The sequence below is a fragment of the Streptomyces sp. NPDC005492 genome (genome assembly GCF_040605995.1).
Lineage (GTDB): Bacteria > Actinomycetota > Actinomycetes > Streptomycetales > Streptomycetaceae > Streptomyces.
The window spans coordinates 1-17,395 of the sequence record NZ_JBEXDX010000022.1 but is presented as its reverse complement, the minus strand read 5'-3'; the positions used below and the strand labels follow the sequence as shown (position 1 = coordinate 17,395).

Sequence of the window (17,395 nt, the reverse complement as noted above, 5' to 3'; positions counted from 1 at the left end):
GGTTCCTGTCCGAGAGGGCCGGCCGTCCGTCGGGGGCCGCGGCCGTCCACGGCACCCGACGCGCCCGCGGCTACTCGTCGAAGGTGACGACGACCTTCTCCGCCGCGCCCGGCGTCAGCGCGAGCTCGAAGGCGTCCTCGACCTCGGCGAAGGGCACACGGTGACTGATCAGCTTGGCGAACCGCTCGTGGTGCTCGACGATCTCCCGCGTGACCTCGAAGATCTCGGTGGGGTAGCCCTGTGAGGCGATCAGCGTCAGCTCGCTGCGCAGCATCCCGCCGAGGTCGATGTCGGCGCCCTTCTTCTGTACCGCGACCATGACCAGCTTGGCGCCCCACTTCGCGGAGTCGACCGTGGTGTTGACGACCGCGGCGACGCCGGCGGCGTCGAGGTAGATGTCGGTGCCGGGGCGGGGCTGGCCGAGCGCGTTGGCGGCCTGCCCGTGCAGCTCGGTCAGCCGGGCGGTGACGTCCTCCTCGGCGGAGTTGATCACGGCGTCCGCGCCGACGGCGAGCGCCGTCTCCAGGCGCGAGGGGATGACATCGGCGACGACCACGTGCTCGACCCCGCGCAGCTTCAGCCAGATCGCCGCGCCCAGACCGATCGGCCCGGCACCGAAGATGACGACCTTGTCGCCAGGCTTCGCCTCGGAGCGGTTGACGGCGTGCCGGGCCACGGCCATCGGCTCGTTGAGCGAGGCGACGTCGAAGGGCACGGTGTCGGGGAAGACGGTGACGCTCTTGCCGAGCTCGCAGTCCTCCAGGAGGAGGTACTCGCTCAGGGCGCCGTGCTTGCCTCCGCAGCCGATGATCCCGGAGGGGGAGCCCTGCGGGTTGACGACCACCCGGTCCCCGGCCTTCAGACCCTCGACCTCCGCGCCGACCTCGACGATCTCACCGGCCGGCTCGTGTCCGAGGGGGACCGGGGCCATGGCGCCGCCGGGTCCGAAGGGGCCGCCCCCGATGTGGAGGAAGAAGGTGTCGGTGCCGCAGATGCCGCAGGCGCGGATCTTCATCAGCGCGTCCTTGGGCCCGGGCACGGGCCGCTCGACGTCCACCACTTCGATCTTGTCGACGGCGCCGGTCTGCACGGACTTCATCGTGGCCATGTGGGGGCTCGCTTTCCATGTGCGTGAGGAGTGTCACCGGCCCCGACGGCGGACGGGGGGAGTGCTCCGGCCGCCGGGACCGGTGACGGCGCCGTACTCCGTCCCCACGGCCTACGGCGCTACGGGGACGCCTCCGCTCAGGCGACCCCAGCTCTTGACTTGCTTGAGTTAGGCAACCATAAATGCGTTACTTGAGTCAAGCAATCGTCTCCGACCTTGCTTAACTCAGGCAAGTAGCTGTTACCGTGGGCGTATGTCCACATCGCCACCCGCAGCAGCGCCCGTCCCGGCGGACGTCGCCGAGATCGAGCGGGTCCTCACCCGCATCGCCTACCTGGCCGGGCGGGCCCGGCAGCACGAGCGGCTGATGGCGATGGCCGGGCTGCCGCTGGACCGGGCCGCCGTGGCGATCCTCCGGTACATCGCGGAGAGCGAGCCGATGCGCCCCGGCGTACTGGCCGTACGGATGTCGGTCGAGGCCTCTCATGTCACCCGCCAGCTACGGCAGTTGGAGCAACTCGGCTATGTGATCCGGATCCCGGACCCCGACGACGGCCGCGCCCAGCGCATCCAGCTCACCGACGACGGACTGGCCGCCGTGAGCCGTATACGGGACGCGAGCCGGCGCGGCATGGAGATGGCACTGGCCCACTGGTCCTCCGAGGACCTGCGGCTTCTCGCCGGGCTCTTCCACCGACTGGTCGACGACTTCGTCACCCACGCCGAGTCCGCCGTGGACCTCGAAACCCCCGCCTGACCGCTCAGGGGTCCGGCCGCAGCCGACCGTGCTGCCACGCCCAGGCCGCGATCTCGACGCGGTTCCGTGCGGCCAGTTTGAGCTGGACGCTGGAGAGATGCGTCTTCACCGTGGACAGGGAGCCCGGCGTCGGTCGTCCAAGGCGCAAGTCCCTTGAAACACCGCCTCCTTCGGTGCGTGGGCGGGCAGGATCTGGCGGAAGATGCCCGTCGGCCGCATGAACCGGCGGCTGTTCGCAAGGCTCAAGTGCCTTGGTCCAACGCCGAGTTGCTCGCCGACCGGGTGATGCCCCTCAATGCATCGTCCAGGAAACGGATCAAGTCCGCGAAGACCTCCGCCCGGTTCGTCTCGTTGAACACCTCGTGCCGGGCGCCCGGATAGACCCGCTCGGTCAACTCGCCCCCGCTCAACCGCTCGACGCCGACACGGCTGCCGGTGAGCGGGACGAGCCGGTCGTCGGTGCCGTGGAGCCAGAGGAGGGGAAGGCCGCCGATGTCGCCGGACGCGGCGACCGTCTCCAGGGTGCGGGCGAAGGCCTCCAGCGTCGGCCGCTTCATCGGACCGTGCCAGACCAGTGGGTCCGCCGCGTACGCCGTACCGACGGCGGGGTCGCGGGACAGCGCGGCCGGGCTGATCGGCAGGTCGGGGATCTCGTCGAGGGCGAGCAGCCGGCCCGGCAGCTCCCAGGCGCCGATCACCGGCCCCGACAGGACCAGGGCGGCGAGTTCGTCGCCGTAGCGCTGCGCGAAGCGGGACGCGATCAGGCCGCCCATGGAGTGGCCGATCAGGACGAGGGGGACACCGGGGTGGGTGGCGCGGGCCAGGTCGGCGACGGTGTGCAGGTCCGTGACCACGTCCTCGAAGTCCTCGATCAGCACGCGCTCACCGGCCGATCTGCCGTGGCCCTGGTGGTCCGGGCCGAGGACGGCCGCGCCGTGCGCCGTCAGTATGGCGGCCAACTCGGCGTACCGGCCCAGATGTTCGCCGTATCCGTGCGCGACGAGGGCGAGGTACCGGGGGCGCTCGTGCGGCCACTCGTGTGCGGTGATCGTGTTCCTGGTGCCGGGCAGGACGTGCTCGCGGGTGTCGTCCACACCGGAAAACTAGCATCGCTCATCGGACATCCCGGTCCGCTGAGACAGTGCAGGGGCCACCTGGCGAGACGCTCCTTACGCGGCCAGATGTAAGGACATAGCATCGGTGCTCGCATGGACACGATGACTCTCTGGCACATATCCGGCTGGGAATTCGCCGCGCTCGCCGCCGCGGCCCTGCTCGTCGGCTTCTCCAAGACGGCCGTGAGCGGGGCCAACACGGTCAGCCTGGCGATCTTCGCGGCCGTCCTGCCCGCCCGCGCCTCCACCGGCGTGCTGCTCCCGATCCTGATCGTCGGCGATGTCCTCGCCGTCCTCACCTATCGCCGGCACGCCCACTGGCCCACGCTGTGGCGGCTGTTCCCGGCGGTCGCCGCGGGGGTCGTGATCGGGACCCTGTTCCTGGTGTGGGCCGACGACGCGGTCGTACGGACGTCGATCGGCGCGATCCTGCTGCTGATGGCCGGGGTCACGGTGTGGCGCCGCCGCAAGGCGGAGGCCGACGACGAGCCCGACGCCGTCGCCACCCGGTCCGGGCGGGCGAAGGCGCGCTCGTACGGCGTGCTCGGCGGCTTCACCACGATGGTCGCCAACGCCGGCGGCCCGGTGATGTCGATGTACCTGCTCTCCGCGGGCTTCCGGAAGCTCGGCTTCCTCGGCACGTCCGCGTTCTTCTTCCTGATCGTCAACGTGACCAAGGTGCCCTTCAGCGTGAGCCTCGGCCTGATCGACGGGCACTCGCTCCTGCTCGACGCGGCGCTCGCCGCGTTCGTCGTGCCCGGTGCGTTCATCGGCAAATGGGCCGTGAACCGAATCAACCAGCGGCTGTTTGAGCAACTCGTGATCGCGGCGACGATCGTGGGCGGACTCCAACTGCTCCTCCGCTGACCGTACGCTCACCCCATGCCCCCGCACATCCTGATCCTCGGCGGCACCACCGAGGCACGCGAACTGGCCGCCGAACTGGCGCTACGGCGACCCGAGGTGCGGGTGACCACCTCCCTCGCCGGGCGGGTGTCGCGGCCGGGCGCGTTGGCCGGGGACGTACGCATCGGCGGGTTCGGCGGGGCCGAGGGGCTGGCCGAGTGGCTCCGGGAGCACCACGTGGACGCCGTCGTCGACGCCACGCACCCCTTCGCCGAGTCGATCACCGCGAACGCGGCACGAGCCGCCGCGACGACTGGACTGCCCGCAGTCGTACTGCGCCGCCCCGGCTGGCGGCCGGGCCCCGGGGACGACTGGCGCCCGGTCGCCTCCCTGAGCGAAGCCGCCGACGCGCTCCCCGGACTCGGGCACCGGATCCTGCTCACCACCGGCCGCCTCGGCCTCGCCGCCTTCGCCCACCTCGACCGACTGCACTTCGTCGTACGGTCGGTGGAGCCGCCCGAGCCCCCGATGCCGCCGGACGCCGAACTGCTGCTGGCGCGCGGCCCGTTCACACTCACCGACGAGACGGCGCTCCTGCGCGAGCACCGGATCGACGTGATCGTGACGAAGGACAGCGGGGGAGCGGCGACCGCCGCCAAACTCACGGCCGCGCGGGAGACGGGCATCCCGGTCGTGGTCGTACGACGACCGCCGTTGCCGGACGGCGTGAGCGCGGTGCCCGATGTCGCCGGGGTGCTGGAGCGGCTGGGGCTCAGTCCGGGGCGATGACTGTGGCCCGGAGCCGGTCCATCGCGTGCAGCACCTCGTGCCGGTTGTTGGCGCTCTTGATCCAGGCCGGGAGCCGGGCGACCAGCGTCATCTTCTGCCCGGTGTCGTACCAGGGCGCGCGCTCGCGCAGGTCGCCGGGGTGCTGGAGCGGCTGGGGCTCAGTGCGGGGCGATGACCGTGGCCCGGAGCCGGTCCACCGCGTGCAGCACCTCGTCGCGGTTGTTGGCGCTCTTGATCCAGGCCGGGAGCCGGGCGACCAGCGTCATCTTCTGCCCGGTGTCGTACCACGGCGCGCGCTCGCGCAGGTCGGCGGCGACGAACCGCCTGATCAGGTCCAGGTGTTGGAGGTTGTACGCCCACAGCTCACCGTGTCTGGTCCTGGTCCGCAGCCAGAGGGTCGGGCAGTGCCGGGCGGCTGCGCGTCTCGGGGGGCCGGTGCAGGCCCGTTCGGATCCGGCGCAGGCCGCAGGACGGGCAGACCAGGCGGGTGTGCGGATACCTCTCGCCGCGCGCGTCGGGAGGGGTGCACGGGCGACGCTCGAAGTGGGCCATCCGCTCGCAGCGCGGGCAGCGGACCAGTATCGACGACGCGAAGTCGGCGCTGGTGGCACGCGGGTCGTGGAAGCGCACGGGCTTCGGGGACATGCCGTGAGTATGACCACGGGACCGGTCGACCGGCACCCGGTTTTTCAGGAGGCCGAGCTTGCCGCCAACTGCGCCGGACGCTGCGGCAGTCCGGTGGACAGGTCCTCCACCAGCAGTCGTTTGGCGATGGAGTCGACCGCGGCGCGCAGGTCGGCGGTCGACGGGCGGCCGATGTCCTGCTGGACCCGGTCCTCCAGCCAGTTCCCCCACGCCCTGCCGATGACCTCGGCCTCGCGTTCGCCCGCGGGGGTGTGCGAGAGGAGGGAGCCGTCACGGGTCAGATAGCCCTCCTCGACCATGCGGTCGAAGACCGGGAGGAGGACCTCCGGGGGCAGGTGCCGGCGCGCGGCGATCAGGCCGAGGCTCGCATGCCCGACCATCCTGGTGAACAGTTCGACCTGCATCACGGCCCAGGCCCCGGCCACGTCCAGCCGGGTGTCGGATTCCGTGATGATCCGCCGGGCGGTGTCCAGGTCCGTGCTGCCGATGACCTTGCCCACGGCCGCTTCGAGGACCTGTCGCGAGTCCGCGCCGCGCGGGGACGCGAAGCCCTCGCCCATGTCGGTGGAGCCCATCCGCGCGCTGTCGCGCAGCTCGACCTGCTTGAGGAACAGGGCGACGACGAAGCCGATCACCGCGACGGGGACCGTCCACCGGAACACCGTCTGGATGGTGTCCGCGTACGCCCCGATGATCGGGGCCGCGGCCGCGCCCGGCAGCTTGTGCAGGCCCTCGGGGCTGGTGGCCGCCTTGGTGATGACGGCCGGGTTCAGCGCGCTGGACCTCGCGGCGGACGCGATCCCGTCCTTGAGGTTGGGTCCCAGACTGTTGGTGTAGATCGTGCCGAAGACGGCGGTGCCGAACGAACTGCCCAGCGTACGGAAGAAGGTGACACCGGAGGTCGCGGTGCCGAGGTCGACGTACTCGACGGTGTTCTGCACGGCGATCGTCAGGACCTGCATGCACAGCCCGATCCCGGTGCCGAGGACGAACATGTACACCGACTCCAGCCAGGCGCCGGTGCCCGGTCCCATGAGGGACATCAGATAGAGCCCGACGCCCATCACCAGCGAGCCCACGATCGGGAAGTAGCGGTACTGCCCGGTCTTGCTGACCACGTTGCCGCTGAAGACGGACGCGATGAGCAGGCCGATCACCATCGGCAGCGTCCGTACGCCGGAGACCGTGGCCGAGTCGCCGTCGACGTACTGCAGATAGGTCGGCAGGTACGTCATCGCGCCGAGCATCGCGAAGCCGACGATGAAGCTGAGGATCGAGCAGACCGTGAACACCGGGTTGGCGAACAGCCGCATGGGCAGCATGGGTTGTTCCGCCCGGGTCTCCACCCAGCAGAACAGACCGAGCGCCACCGCGCCGCCCACGAACAGGCCGATGATGGTCGCCGAACCCCAGGCGTACTCGTTGCCGCCCCAACTCGTCGCCAGGATCAGCGCGCTCGCGCCGACCGCGACCAGCGCGATGCCCAGGTAGTCGATCACCGGCCGCACCGCCGACTTGACCACGGGGATGGTGCGGGCCGCCGCGATGACGACGACGATCGCGATGGGCACGTTGACGTAGAACGCCCAACGCCAGGTCAGATGGTCGGTGAACAGGCCGCCCAGCAGCGGTCCGATGACCGTGGCCACGCCGAACACCGCGCCGATCGCGCCCTGGTACTTGCCGCGTTCCCGCAGCGGGATGACATCGGCGATCAGCGCCATCGCCGTCACCATCAGCCCGCCCGCGCCGATGCCCTGCACCGCCCGCCAGGCGATCAGCAGCGTCATGTTGGTGGCGAGACCGCACAGGAACGACCCCGTGATGAAGACGATCGCCGAGACCTGGAAGACCACCTTGCGACCGAAGAGGTCACCGAACTTGCCGACCAGCACGGTCGCCACGGTCTCCGCGAGGAGATAGGCGGTGACCACCCACGACATGTGCGCGGCACCGCCCAGGTCCGACACGATCGTCGGCAGGGCCGTACCCACGATGGTCTGGTCGAGGGCCGCCAGCAGCATGCCGAGCATGATCGTCACGAAGACGACATTGCGACGGCGGTGGTCCAGCACAGGGGGCTGCTGCGGGGCGGGCAGCGAGGTTTCCTCGGTGACGGTCACGAGGTCACCCTCACACCGATGGGCTACTCGCGCTACGGGGGCGGTCCACTCGGGTACCCCGCGTCCTACTCGCCGTTGGGGTGCCGGCGCAGCAGATACGTGTCCATGATCCAGCCCTTGCGCTCACGGGCCTCCGCGCGCAGCCGCTCGATGCGCGGAGCGGCCTCGGCTATCGGTCCGGAGGCGAGGATCTCGTCCGGGGTGCCCAGATAGGCGCCCCAGTAGATGTCGATGTCCTGGTCGGCGTACCGCCGGAAGGCCTGGTGCGCGTCCAGCATCACAACCACGTCGTCGACGTCCTCCGGGAAGCCCTCGGACAGCCGCCGGCCCGTGGTGATCTGCACCGGCCGGGCAACCCGGTTCAGCCCCGTGCGGTGCCGGGCGACGAGCGCCGAGACACTGCTGATGCCGGGCACGACGTCGTACTCGAACGCCACCGCGCCCCGCTCCAGGATCTCCTCCAGGATGCCGAGCGTGCTGTCGTACAGCGAAGGGTCCCCCCATACCAGGAACGCGCCGCTCTCCTCCTCGCCCAACTCCTCGACGATGAGCCGCTCGTAGATGTCCGCCCGGGCGCTGCGCCAGTCCCCGACCGCCGGGGAGTACGCGGCACCCCCGGCCGCCCGGTCCCGCTCCGGGTCGCGCGCCTCGACCAGACGGTACGTCCCCGCGGGTATGTGCGCGTCGAGCATGTCCCGCCGCAGCCTGGTCAGGTCGGACTTCACCTCGCCCTTGTCGAGGAGGAAGAACACATCCGTGCTCCGCAGCACCCTGACGGCCTGCAGGGTCAGTTGCTCCGGGTCGCCCGCGCCGATACCGATGACATGAATCTTTCGCACGCCCCCGAGTCTGCCCCACGCCACTGACAGTCCGTGCACCGCACCGGCACGGACCGGCTACGACGTCCCGCGCAGCCGGGGCGCCCGGGCCCGCGCGTCGACCACCTCACCGCCCCGCTCGACATCGTCCCCGAGCCCCCGCGCCCAGGCGGCGACCCCGGCGAGATCCATCCCGTACGGCCGCTCGCGCCCTGTCAGAGCCGCCCACTCCTCAACCCCGCCGGCCCCGCGCCGCAGCAGCCGCGCGCCGCCGGTGACGTTCCCCCGGGCCGCGTGCGTGAGACCCACGGCGAGCTGGGCCAGCCCGCGCCACAGGGCACGCTCCTCGTCCGGCCCCGACTTCCAGGCGTCCTCGAAGACTTCGTGCGCATGGAACGGTTTTCCCGCGTCGAGCAGCGCCTGCGCCTCGACGACAGTGTCCTCGGGCGCCCGCACGACTCCCTCGGGCTGCCGTGCCACGCCGTCCGCGTCGTACGGCAACGGTCGCCCGAGCCCGTCGCGAGGCCGGGCATTGCGCGCCCGGCCCTCCCCGTCCCGGTCCCGCGTGCCGCTCGTACCGCCTGACGTCGTGTCGTCCATACGACGATTGTCCCGCGCCCGGTGCCGGCTTCGGCGCACCCCCGGGCGTGGGGTAAAGTGCTGTTCGCGCGATCACGCGGTTCACCGCGGGAAGCGCACCGGGACGTGGCGCAGCTTGGTAGCGCACTTGACTGGGGGTCAAGGGGTCGCAGGTTCAAATCCTGTCGTCCCGACGGTGCGAAGGGTCTTCGCAGGCGAGAGCCTGTGGGGGCCCTTTTCGTGTGCGGAGGCGGGCAGGACCGCGGTGGGTCGAGTACCGCGGTCCTGCCCGCCCGTCCGGAGGACGCCGTGCTTCCGGGTCCCTCAACGCGTCACCCGGGCGGGGCGCTCCGTCATGGCGCGTACGGCCGTCCCGCGGCCAGGACGGCGATGACCACCGGGACCGGACACGCCTCGACCACTTGCCGGAACGACTGCGCGTCCCCGGTGCAGTTGCACTTCATCTCAGGTCCGCGCCGAGCTGGGCCGGACCCCCGACGGACCCCGACTGAGGTTCGGTGACCCGGCGGCGGCGCAGGTGTCGCCGGCCCCGGTGCCCGGCGCGTGTCCGCGGGACCGGCTCGACTCCGTGCTGCTCTCGGCCGCCCGGCAGAGGACCGGTGGTCCGCCCGGGCCGGAATCGGTCCGGCGGGTGCCCTGTTGGTGCGGTCCGACGGCTTTGTGGCCCGGCGTGCCACGGAAGGTTCCGGCGATCCGTACCGGAAACTCGACCGGGTGCTTCGCGCTGTGCTCGGCCACGATCGCGGTCATGGCCCCGAGCCGGTGGCCGGGCCGGACGTTTCGAAGGCCGCGACCGCTTCGCCCACCGCCTCGTGATCCCGGTCGCCGAAACGGCGCGGTTGCCGAAACGTCGGTGAGTCCGGGTCACGGCGGGGGAAGTGGCGTGACCCGGACTCGGGAGCGGGACTGCCCGGCGGCGCTTCCGGGAGTCCGTCGATCGGTGGATCAGGGAACCACGACGATCTTCTTGCCGGGCGAGGACGCCTGCGCCTCCCACGCCTTGGAGGCATCCTCCAGCGGGTAGGTGGCGGTCGGCAGCACGAACGAGCCGGCCGCGGCGAGGGCCGCGACCCGGTTGTAGGCGGCGAAGGCGTCGGTCGGCTTCGCCGTCGTCCCGCTGAAGCCGATCAGTGACAGTTGCGCGCCGCGGAGCATCTCGACCCGGAACGCGCTGTCGTCGCCCGCCGCCGCGCCGATGTTCAGATAGCGCCCACCCGGCTGCAGGCAGGCCAGGGCCGGCACCGCCCAGGGACCCCACAGCGGGTCGACGACCAAGTCGACAGGGCCACCGAGCGCGGCCAGTTGCTCGGCCGGCGGCTCCTCGCCGAGGACGACCACGCCGTCCGCGCCGGTGACCCGGGCAAGGCGCTCGGGGTTCCGGCCGGCGGCGATGACGCGCTTGGCGCCGGCCAGTTTCGCGAGCTGGACGGCGGCGGCGCCCAGGGGGCCGGTCGCGCCCAGGACCAGGACGCTCTCGCCCGTCTGGAGGCCGGCCTTGCGCAGGGCCAGGTCCGCACCGGCGCCGACCGCGCCGATCGCGGCGGCGACGACGCTGTCCAACCCGTCCGGGACCGGGATGCAGGTCGCGCGCTCGGTCAGCAGGAGTTCGGCCAGTCCGCCGTTGACACCCGGCACCAGGCCGGCCGGCACCGTGGCGTGCATCCGCAGGCCCTGGTCGGGGCCGCTCGTAATGGTCCCGACCACCTCGAAGCCGGGCACGTAGGGGACCTTCGGCGGTCCGGCGCGGTGGTGCCCCTCCGCGACGTGCAGGTCGATCGAGTTCAGAGCTGTCGCCTCGACCTTGACGACCACCTGCGTGTCGGTCGTCGGCGCGGGGTCGGCGAGGGCGGTCGCATGCGGTGCGGCGCCGACTTCTTCGATCACTGCCGCTTTCATCGCTGCTGCTCCTTCTCGGCGGTGGCGCCGCGAGGGGCGTCACTGGGACGGCTGCCGTTGTCGTACGCGGTCGGTGGAGTAGATCTCGGGACCGTGAGCATGGGCCGGAGCGTAGCATGTGACCGACCAGTCGGTCACCCGGTTCGCGGTCGCGCTCGATCTCGGCCCCCCAGGGCGGGCATATACTCCGAAGCTATGGCAGCAGGAGTGCAGATGCCCGGGGCGTTGCAGACACGTGAGGCGTTGCTTGACGCCGGTGCGGCGCTGGTGGAGCAGCACGGCCTGGGCGGTCTCAGCGTGAACATGGTGGTCGCGCAGGCCGGGGTAGCCAAGGGGACCTTCTACGTCCACTTCAAGGACCGCGCGACGTTCGTCGACGCCATGCACAAGCGCTTCCACGGCCGGGTGCAGGCCGCCGTCGACCAGGCGGTGGAAGGTCTGGAGCCCGGCGCCGAGCGCATCTTCCGCAGTACCGAGGCGTATCTCGACGTCTCGCTCGCGAACCGGGGCGTCAAGGCGCTGTCGCTGGAGGCCCGTTCGGACCCGACCGTCCAGGGAGGACCGATGGCGGCCCGCCGCGAGCGGCTGGCGGCGGCGGGGGTGGCGGACCTGAAGGCGATGGGCTGGGACGACGCGGAAGCCGCGGCCCAGCTGATCGCGGCGATGACCCGCGAGATCTCGGTGCTGGAATTCGACGCCGGGTGTCCGCTGCCGGCATCGCGTCGGGTGCTCAAGCGGTTCCTCGGCATCTGACGCCCGCGGGGACTCGCCACGGATCCTCGGGAGCGGGGCGTGCCCGATCGCAGGAGCACGCCCGCTGCTCGCGTGCCTCGCGGCCGGAACTATCCGTAGCCGAACCGTTTCTTCCGGTTGTGTTCTTCGGGTTCGCCCGCACGCCTTCGGCGGGGTTCGGGCCCGGTGTGTCGTCACTAGAAGCGAAAACCTCGGAAGTGGTACCGGGAAAGAATCATTGGTGAACGGCGCATGTAACACACAAACGGGAAGAGGGATTCCAGAATGGCGACGCTAGAACGAAAGAAAGTAAATAGTCAACCAAAAGGAGCTGTCGGTGCCGTATGGCCGGGTTCGTTGAATCTGCCGAAAATGGACATAATGCCGATATCTTTAGGTGGCAGGGCATGCGCGTGCCGCGTGGTGAATGCTACGGAAAGTTACTTCGCCGACTCCGCTTGTGGGTGTGCTCGCCTGGAAATCTTTCAGCTGACCTGGTCCGTGGCCCGCTTGTGCGGGGATTTTTTTACATACCGGTTACGGAAGCCGCCGCCCGATGCCCGGTTCGGGCAGGGCGTGAATAGGAAAAACCTTAGACTTGCGCTTTCGGCCGGTGGGTCTGGTTTTTGAGATTTCTGTATGGGAATCTAGATCAACAATGAACGGAGCCTTGGCGAGCATACGGGGAGGCTAAATCGTGTCGGCGGGACAAGATGCGATCACTGAGGCGAATACTTGCTCACCTGAGCAGGCTGATGACCTGTGCAGAGTCTGGTCGCTGTTCGACAACTCGTCCGCGCGCATTGCGCATTTAGATCTCGGTCTCCGTCTGATAGGGAGCAACCTCGGCTTCGCCGACGCGTTCGGGCTGTCGGTCGAGGAGCTCCCGGGCGTCGCCCTCGTCGACCTGGTGCACGTACGGGCCAGGGACACGCTGACGCGGCGACTGCTCTCGCTGGCGCGCGGTGAGCGGAGCCGGTTCAACGACCGGGTCGCCGCGTTGACGAGCGAGGGCCGGACCAGCACCGAACTGACCGGGATCACGGTGACGGACGACGCGGGTCGCATCGACTCGCTCGTCGTCCTGCTGGAGCTGGAGCCGGAGCCCGCGGACGACACCGCCGGGTGCCCTGCGACCGAGGTGAGAAAGCCGCTGACCAGGATGGAAGCCCTGGTACTTGAGGGCGTGGCGGCCGGCATGTCCACTGTGCAGCTGGCTTCGAAGCTTTTCCTGAGCCGCGGTGGGGTCGAGTATCACGTCAGCGCGCTGATGAAAAACCTCGAAGCGGCCAACCGGTCCGAGCTGGTGTCCAGAGCCTATTCGGCCGGCCTGTTCCGCAGGGGCAGCTGGCCGCCGCTGGTGACCGAGGGCTTTGTCGAGCAGTGCCTCACCACGTCAGGCCCGAGAGCCGTCACCCGCGCTTCATCAGGGTGCCAGTGGTCTTCTTGCTGCCTGCGGGCGGCCCCACCGCGGGGGTCTCGATCTTGGTTCGGGTGAGCACCGCGCCGGCGCATGGGGAGGGCGAGCACATCGCGACTGGTGACCGGCCGGAACAGGTACGGCTCTCCTCGTCGGAGAGCCGGGACCGGCGGTTCGTCTCCCAGAAGGAACGCATCTGATCCATGACGATGTACGAGACCGGCGGGCCGGCCGGCCGTGACGGCCCGAGGGGCCGACAGGACGTCGGCCAAGGAGCGGTGGATCGCATCGCACGCTCGGATGCGGGCTCACGTGCTCGGTCGCGGCGGCAGCGCGCGGCGAGCCGGTTCGACGCGGCGGGCGCCACACGCCAATGTGACTATTCATGCCGGTCTCGTCGGATCGGGTTATCGTCCGCATTCGGAACTTTTGACAACCGTCAGGAGCTTCTCGGGAGAAAAGGATCAACATGTTGTCAACGCTCAAGGATGAGCGATGTCGGGTGAAGTCGACGTCACGGCCGGGTTGGCGAAGAAAACCCGCAGGAGGCCATGAGACGGCGTCACGTCACGACAATCTTCGCGTCACCTTCATTCACTGGGCGAGCAGGGGAGAAGCAATGACAGAGGTACTCGGCTCCGCGGTGGGCAGGGGCAGTCAACAGGAGATCCTCAGATCGCTCTTCGAGCGGTCCGGTATGTGCATGGCCAAGTTAGACATCGGCTTCCGACTGGTCGAGGTCAACACCGAGTTCTCGGAACGGTTCGGCTGCCGGCCCGCGGAGTTGGGCGGGCGTTCCTTCGGCGACCTGCTGCACGCCGATGCCCGGACGCTGGTCAGCAGGCAGTTCTCCCGTCTGTTGACCGACCAGGGGGCCCGTTTCACCGAGCCGACGATCGTGTTCCGGCAGAAGGACTCGACCGTTTTCAGCGGCGAGTTGACGGGGTTCACCGTCAGCGGTGACAGCGGCGACGGCCTGATGGCTCTCGTGTGCCCCGGGGGCAGTAGGCAAGATCCACCGCCCGCGCCCCACAGGTTGGTGCTGACCGATATCGAGGCACGCATCCTTGAGGGTGTCGCCGTCGGCATGTCGACCGTGAACCTGGCCTCCACGCTCTACCTCAGCCGTGGTGGCATCGGGTATCACGTGGACACCCTGATGCGGAAACTCAAGGTCAAGAACCGGCCCGCCGCGGTCTCGAAGGCGTACGCCATAGGTCTGATCCGCCCGGGCTGGCCACCACGCGTCCATACCGACTAGAGGGAGTCCGAGAGGGTTCGGCGGACAGCACTCGTCAGCTCAAGTCCCTTTCTGTACCGCCTCGTCGGGAAAGTCGAAGCTCACATCACAGGTCCTGAATCACAGGTCGTGGGGGAGGGGCCCGTCGGTCCGGCCCGGCGTCCCTGGCCGGACCGACGGCAACCCGCACGATGTCATCCCGTTGCCCGCCGGTTCTCAGGTGAGCTGTCGGGCCGCGACCGGTTCCTCGCCGAGGCTCGGTTCCTTGTTGGGGCGCAGCATCACGTAGGTGAAGACGATGCCCACCGCGACCAGGGCCGTCGCCACCCACATGCCGACGTGATACCCGTCGAGGAACGCCTGTCCCGGTGTCGAACCGGCCCGTAGTTCGGATTCCTGCTTGGACCGCAGCACCGCACCGATGATGGTGATGCCGAGCAGTCCCGCCACCTCACGGGCGTCGTTGAGGATTGCCGACGCGACTCCGGCCTGGGAGTCCGGGGTGTTCTGCATCACCGCGTTCGTCATCGGCACGTTCATGATCCCCATGCCGCCCCCGAGCACGATGAGGGACGGCAGCAGCGAGGCGAAGGTCGCGTGTTCGTCGTGCATGTTGAGCATGATGAGTCCGACCGTCATCATCACCATGCCGAGCGAGACCGTGCGGAATCCGCCGATCCAGACCTCCATCAGCGTGGAGAAGCCGGCGAACGCGGCCAGGGCGAAGGCCATCGGGACGAACAGCAGGCCCGCCTTCGACGGGGAGAAGCCGAGGATGTTCTGCAGGTAGATCGAGGTGAAGAAGTAGATGGCCAGGGCGCCGAACGCCCAGATCATCTGGGTGCTGATGCCGCCGGTGAACTGGCGGATGCGGAACAGCCCCAGGTCCACCATGGGTTCCGTGGTGCGTGCCTCGATCACGAAGAAGGCCGTAACGGCGACGGCGGCGATGACGAAGGCCGTCACGATCTTCGGCGAGCCCCAGCCCGAGTCGTTGCCTTCGATCAGCGCGTACGTGATGGCGAACAGCGCGAGCGCGGACGTGATCAGGCCGCCGACGTCCAGTACCCGGTTGGCGGCGGGCGCCCTGGATTCGCGTACCGTCCGGACGCTGAGCGCGAGCGTCGCCACGCCGATCGGGACGTTGATCAGGAAGATCCAGCCCCAGTGGATGTTCTGGGTGATCAGGCCACCGGTCACCGGGCCGAGGGCCAGACCGGCCGCGGCGCTCACGGTCCACAGACCGATCGCGTTGGTGCGCTCCTTGAGGTCGGTGAACGTGGCCGTGATGATGGCCAGGGTGGCCGGCGTCAGCAGTGCCGCACCGACGCCCTGCACGGCCCTGCTGCCGATGAGGACGCCGCCGTTGCCGGCCAGGCCCGCCGACAGCGAGGACAGGGTGAAGACGAGCAGACCGATCATGTACAGCCGACGGCGGCCATAGGCGTCGGCGAGTCGGCCACCGGCCAGCAGCAGTCCTGCCAGGGTGAGCAGATAACTGCTCACGATCCACTCCAGGCCGGCCTCCGACAGATGCAGGCTGCGCTGGATCGTGGGGATCGCGACGTTGATGACGTTCAGGTCCAGGTAGGTCATGAACGTCGCCAGGCTGACCGCGAGTAAGGACCACCACCGGAGCGGATCCGGGGCTTCCTGGGGCGGAGCCGCGTCTTGTGCGGGGCCGCTTGCCGACTCCATGCTGGATGTCACAGGGCCTGTCCCTTCCGCGTCGAGTGGTCGCTGCTGCGCCGCTCTCGCGTCGATGTTCCGGGTGTGCCGTGCCGCACCGACCATAGCATGTGACCGACCGGTCAGTCACGCCCCGTGGGGGTCAGTACGCGAAACCCCCACGGGCTTGTCCATGCCCGTGGGGGTCCGTTGGTGAGGGATGTGGGATGCCGACGGACGAGGCTTGTCAGATGGGCAGGAAACGGCCGGTCCGCGAGATGTACTCGCGGTACTCGCTGCCGAACTCCGAGGCGGACAGCCGCTTTTCCTCCCGCATCGCGGTCGCGGTCAGCCGGCCCGTCGCATACAGCATCGGCAGCAGAGTGCCCAGGTGCGGGAACAGCGCGAACGCGGCCAGGAACGCGAGCAGGAAGGACGAGTAGAACGGATGCCTGATCCGGGAGTACGCGCCGTAGGTCACGATCGACACCGGAGCGTCGTTCTCCTGATGCCACAGCGCCAGCGGTACCCGGTGGGTGCCGAGGGTGTAGAAGAGCAGGGCGATCGAACCACCGGTGAGTACGGCGGCTATCGCATCGAGCGTCGTGACCATGTTGTGCATGCCGACCCACGAGTGCCAGTGGGCGAGGTCGGCGGCGATCAGGAACGGCGGGACGATGAAGAACGGCGCACCGGTCAGCCACCAGCCGGAGTTGAAGCTGCCGCCCTTGAAGAAGATGCGTGGGAGCACTCCGATGACCACGTAGGCGCAGAGCACGAGAACCATGACGGGAACGTTCACCTAATACCAGCCTCCGAGATCGAACGGGCACCGGCCGTCATGGCGGCCGGCAGCGGTTGGGGTGTCATACGGCGGATTCCTGGAGCACGTCGACGAGTTCACCGAGGTTGTCGATCTCGCGAAGGCGGGCCTGGGTGAACACGGCGTCGAACTCCTCCTGGAGGTCGACGATCATCTCGACCAGCATGAAGCTGTCGGCGGCCAGATCCTTGATCAGGGTCTGGGGGGTGAGATCGTCCGCGGACACCCGCAGCACCCCGGCGATCCGTTCGGCCACGGTCTCGAAGCTGATCGTGTTGGCGGGCATGGGCTCCCTCGCAAGACGGGCGGCGACTGTGAGCCAGCCACCGAGATGTCGGGCTGAAACGTGCTGGTACGCCGGGTCGTTCGCCCGGTAGTCGCGGAGCACCCGCGTGGCGTTGGCCAGATCGGCCTTGAACATGGCCTCCTTGACCGTCCACAGCCGCAGGAGGTCGTCGTGCGGCTCGTCGTCCCGCAGATAGAACCGCGCCGTCGCCGGACGGACCGGCCGGTCGTGCTCAAGGTCGACACCGAGACCGTCGGCGGCGCCGCCGACGAGTACCGCGGCCACTCCGGCCCGCTCGGTGTGCGTGAGCGAGGCGCGCGGGTGCGGGAAGCGGTAGCGGGCCGGGTCACCGGGCAGGCCGGCCGCCGCCGCCGCGATCCGCAGCGCGTGCCGACCGGCCCGGGGCCGGTTCACCGTGGCGACGAGTACGCGGATCACTGGGCGGCGAAGCGTTCTTGGAATTCGGCCATGACCTTGCCGTAGATCTCGATGTCGGCGGCGGTGTAGCGGGCGAGGGTGTCCTCGATCT

The 17,395-nt window shown here is 69.5% G+C and carries 17 protein-coding genes, 1 tRNA gene and 1 pseudogene; 8 read left to right on the top strand and 11 right to left on the bottom strand.

The genetic code is table 11. The features are described 5' to 3' along the window. Positions 1-70 precede the first annotated feature (70 nt). Complete coding sequence (locus ABZT04_RS26920) at positions 71-1,108, bottom strand: zinc-binding dehydrogenase (RefSeq protein WP_356059555.1); 1,038 nt, start codon at positions 1,106-1,108, stop codon at positions 71-73. 253 nt (positions 1,109-1,361) lie between these two features. Here ABZT04_RS26920 and ABZT04_RS26915 point away from each other — a divergent pair, with 253 nt between their 5' ends. After that, positions 1,362-1,865, top strand: a complete 504-nt coding sequence (locus ABZT04_RS26915; protein ID WP_356059554.1) for a MarR family transcriptional regulator — start codon at positions 1,362-1,364, stop codon at positions 1,863-1,865. Positions 1,866-1,869: 4 nt separating this feature from the next. On the opposite strand, the pseudogene ABZT04_RS26910 reads toward ABZT04_RS26915, so the two are convergent. Beyond that, positions 1,870-1,986, bottom strand: a pseudogene (locus ABZT04_RS26910) (LuxR C-terminal-related transcriptional regulator); the annotation flags it as partial. A 121-nt stretch (positions 1,987-2,107) separates the two neighbouring features. Continuing rightward, positions 2,108-2,959 (bottom strand): lysophospholipase, encoded by an 852-nt coding sequence (locus tag ABZT04_RS26905; RefSeq protein WP_356059553.1) that lies wholly within the window; start codon positions 2,957-2,959, stop codon positions 2,108-2,110. A 114-nt stretch (positions 2,960-3,073) separates the two neighbouring features. Between ABZT04_RS26905 and ABZT04_RS26900 the strand changes: the two genes are divergently transcribed. Together ABZT04_RS26900 and ABZT04_RS26895 are read left to right on the top strand one after the other, a co-directional pair. Beyond that, the gene (locus tag ABZT04_RS26900) at positions 3,074-3,847 is read left to right on the top strand and encodes a sulfite exporter TauE/SafE family protein (RefSeq protein ID WP_356059552.1); all 774 of its coding nucleotides are present in this window, start codon (positions 3,074-3,076) and stop codon (positions 3,845-3,847) included. 15 nt (positions 3,848-3,862) lie between these two features. Next, on the top strand, positions 3,863-4,615 hold the full coding sequence (locus ABZT04_RS26895; RefSeq protein ID WP_356059551.1) for a cobalt-precorrin-6A reductase: 753 nt from the start codon (positions 3,863-3,865) through the stop codon (positions 4,613-4,615). A gap of 363 nt (positions 4,616-4,978) precedes the next feature. Here the strand turns inward: ABZT04_RS26895 and ABZT04_RS26890 are convergent, their stop codons facing one another. The 4 genes from ABZT04_RS26890 to ABZT04_RS26875 all read right to left on the bottom strand — a co-directional run bounded on the left by ABZT04_RS26890 (position 4,979) and on the right by ABZT04_RS26875 (position 8,801). Beyond that, positions 4,979-5,260 (bottom strand): hypothetical protein, encoded by a 282-nt coding sequence (locus tag ABZT04_RS26890; RefSeq protein WP_356059550.1) that lies wholly within the window; start codon positions 5,258-5,260, stop codon positions 4,979-4,981. Between the two features lie 44 nt (positions 5,261-5,304). Then, positions 5,305-7,383, bottom strand: coding sequence for an MDR family MFS transporter (locus ABZT04_RS26885; protein WP_356059549.1), 2,079 nt, complete (start codon positions 7,381-7,383; stop codon positions 5,305-5,307). Between the two features lie 65 nt (positions 7,384-7,448). Further along, complete coding sequence (gene cobF, locus ABZT04_RS26880) at positions 7,449-8,222, bottom strand: precorrin-6A synthase (deacetylating) (protein ID WP_356059548.1); 774 nt, start codon at positions 8,220-8,222, stop codon at positions 7,449-7,451. A gap of 57 nt (positions 8,223-8,279) precedes the next feature. Further along, positions 8,280-8,801: a DUF309 domain-containing protein gene (locus tag ABZT04_RS26875; RefSeq protein WP_356059547.1), complete on the bottom strand. Its 522-nt coding sequence runs from the start codon at positions 8,799-8,801 to the stop codon at positions 8,280-8,282. Between the two features lie 99 nt (positions 8,802-8,900). Here ABZT04_RS26875 and ABZT04_RS26870 point away from each other — a divergent pair. Further along, positions 8,901-8,974: transfer RNA gene (locus tag ABZT04_RS26870), tRNA-Pro, on the top strand. A gap of 772 nt (positions 8,975-9,746) precedes the next feature. Here the strand turns inward: ABZT04_RS26870 and ABZT04_RS26865 are convergent. Then, positions 9,747-10,697 carry a zinc-binding dehydrogenase gene (locus ABZT04_RS26865; RefSeq protein WP_356059546.1) on the bottom strand — a complete coding sequence of 317 codons (951 nt, stop codon included), beginning with the start codon at positions 10,695-10,697 and terminating at the stop codon, positions 9,747-9,749. A gap of 195 nt (positions 10,698-10,892) precedes the next feature. Here ABZT04_RS26865 and ABZT04_RS26860 point away from each other — a divergent pair, with 195 nt between their 5' ends. The 4 genes from ABZT04_RS26860 (at position 10,893) to ABZT04_RS26845 (ending at position 14,110) form a co-directional block, all read left to right on the top strand. Continuing rightward, positions 10,893-11,450 carry a TetR/AcrR family transcriptional regulator gene (locus ABZT04_RS26860; protein WP_356059545.1) on the top strand — a complete coding sequence of 186 codons (558 nt, stop codon included), beginning with the start codon at positions 10,893-10,895 and terminating at the stop codon, positions 11,448-11,450. Between the two features lie 676 nt (positions 11,451-12,126). Beyond that, complete coding sequence (locus tag ABZT04_RS26855; protein WP_356059544.1) at positions 12,127-12,927, top strand: LuxR C-terminal-related transcriptional regulator; 801 nt, start codon at positions 12,127-12,129, stop codon at positions 12,925-12,927. Continuing rightward, positions 12,924-13,049, top strand: coding sequence for a hypothetical protein (locus tag ABZT04_RS26850; protein WP_356059543.1), 126 nt, complete (start codon positions 12,924-12,926; stop codon positions 13,047-13,049). Before ABZT04_RS26855 ends, ABZT04_RS26850 begins: the two co-directional genes overlap by 4 nt. A 419-nt stretch (positions 13,050-13,468) precedes the next feature. Further along, on the top strand, positions 13,469-14,110 hold the full coding sequence (locus tag ABZT04_RS26845) for a PAS domain S-box protein (protein ID WP_356059542.1): 642 nt from the start codon (positions 13,469-13,471) through the stop codon (positions 14,108-14,110). A gap of 195 nt (positions 14,111-14,305) precedes the next feature. Here ABZT04_RS26845 and ABZT04_RS26840 read toward each other — a convergent pair whose 3' ends face one another. From ABZT04_RS26840 to ABZT04_RS26830, 3 genes are all read right to left on the bottom strand, one after another. Continuing rightward, a complete protein-coding gene (locus ABZT04_RS26840) occupies positions 14,306-15,787 on the bottom strand; it encodes an MFS transporter (RefSeq protein ID WP_356059646.1) in 1,482 nt (493 codons plus the stop codon). Between the two features lie 217 nt (positions 15,788-16,004). After that, positions 16,005-16,544, bottom strand: coding sequence for a hypothetical protein (locus tag ABZT04_RS26835; RefSeq protein ID WP_356059541.1), 540 nt, complete (start codon positions 16,542-16,544; stop codon positions 16,005-16,007). 79 nt (positions 16,545-16,623) lie between these two features. After that, the gene (locus ABZT04_RS26830; protein ID WP_356059540.1) at positions 16,624-17,304 is read right to left on the bottom strand and encodes an acyl carrier protein; all 681 of its coding nucleotides are present in this window, start codon (positions 17,302-17,304) and stop codon (positions 16,624-16,626) included. Positions 17,305-17,395: the final 91 nt, after the last annotated feature.

What these genes read in the sequence shown, in the direction of transcription:
- ABZT04_RS26920 (WP_356059555.1), bottom strand. Translation starts at nt 1,108, where the DNA reads ATGGCCACGATGAAGTCCGTGCAGACCGGCGCCGTCGACAAGATCGAA.
- ABZT04_RS26915 (WP_356059554.1), top strand. Translation starts at nt 1,362, where the DNA reads ATGTCCACATCGCCACCCGCAGCAGCGCCCGTCCCGGCGGACGTCGCC.
- ABZT04_RS26900 (WP_356059552.1), top strand. Translation starts at nt 3,074, where the DNA reads ATGGACACGATGACTCTCTGGCACATATCCGGCTGGGAATTCGCCGCG.
- ABZT04_RS26895 (WP_356059551.1), top strand. Translation starts at nt 3,863, where the DNA reads ATGCCCCCGCACATCCTGATCCTCGGCGGCACCACCGAGGCACGCGAA.
- ABZT04_RS26890 (WP_356059550.1), bottom strand. Translation starts at nt 5,260, where the DNA reads ATGTCCCCGAAGCCCGTGCGCTTCCACGACCCGCGTGCCACCAGCGCC.
- ABZT04_RS26875 (WP_356059547.1), bottom strand. Translation starts at nt 8,801, where the DNA reads ATGGACGACACGACGTCAGGCGGTACGAGCGGCACGCGGGACCGGGAC.
- ABZT04_RS26865 (WP_356059546.1), bottom strand. Translation starts at nt 10,697, where the DNA reads ATGAAAGCGGCAGTGATCGAAGAAGTCGGCGCCGCACCGCATGCGACC.
- ABZT04_RS26860 (WP_356059545.1), top strand. Translation starts at nt 10,893, where the DNA reads ATGGCAGCAGGAGTGCAGATGCCCGGGGCGTTGCAGACACGTGAGGCG.
- ABZT04_RS26845 (WP_356059542.1), top strand. Translation starts at nt 13,469, where the DNA reads ATGACAGAGGTACTCGGCTCCGCGGTGGGCAGGGGCAGTCAACAGGAG.
- ABZT04_RS26840 (WP_356059646.1), bottom strand. Translation starts at nt 15,787, where the DNA reads ATGGAGTCGGCAAGCGGCCCCGCACAAGACGCGGCTCCGCCCCAGGAA.
- ABZT04_RS26835 (WP_356059541.1), bottom strand. Translation starts at nt 16,544, where the DNA reads ATGGTTCTCGTGCTCTGCGCCTACGTGGTCATCGGAGTGCTCCCACGC.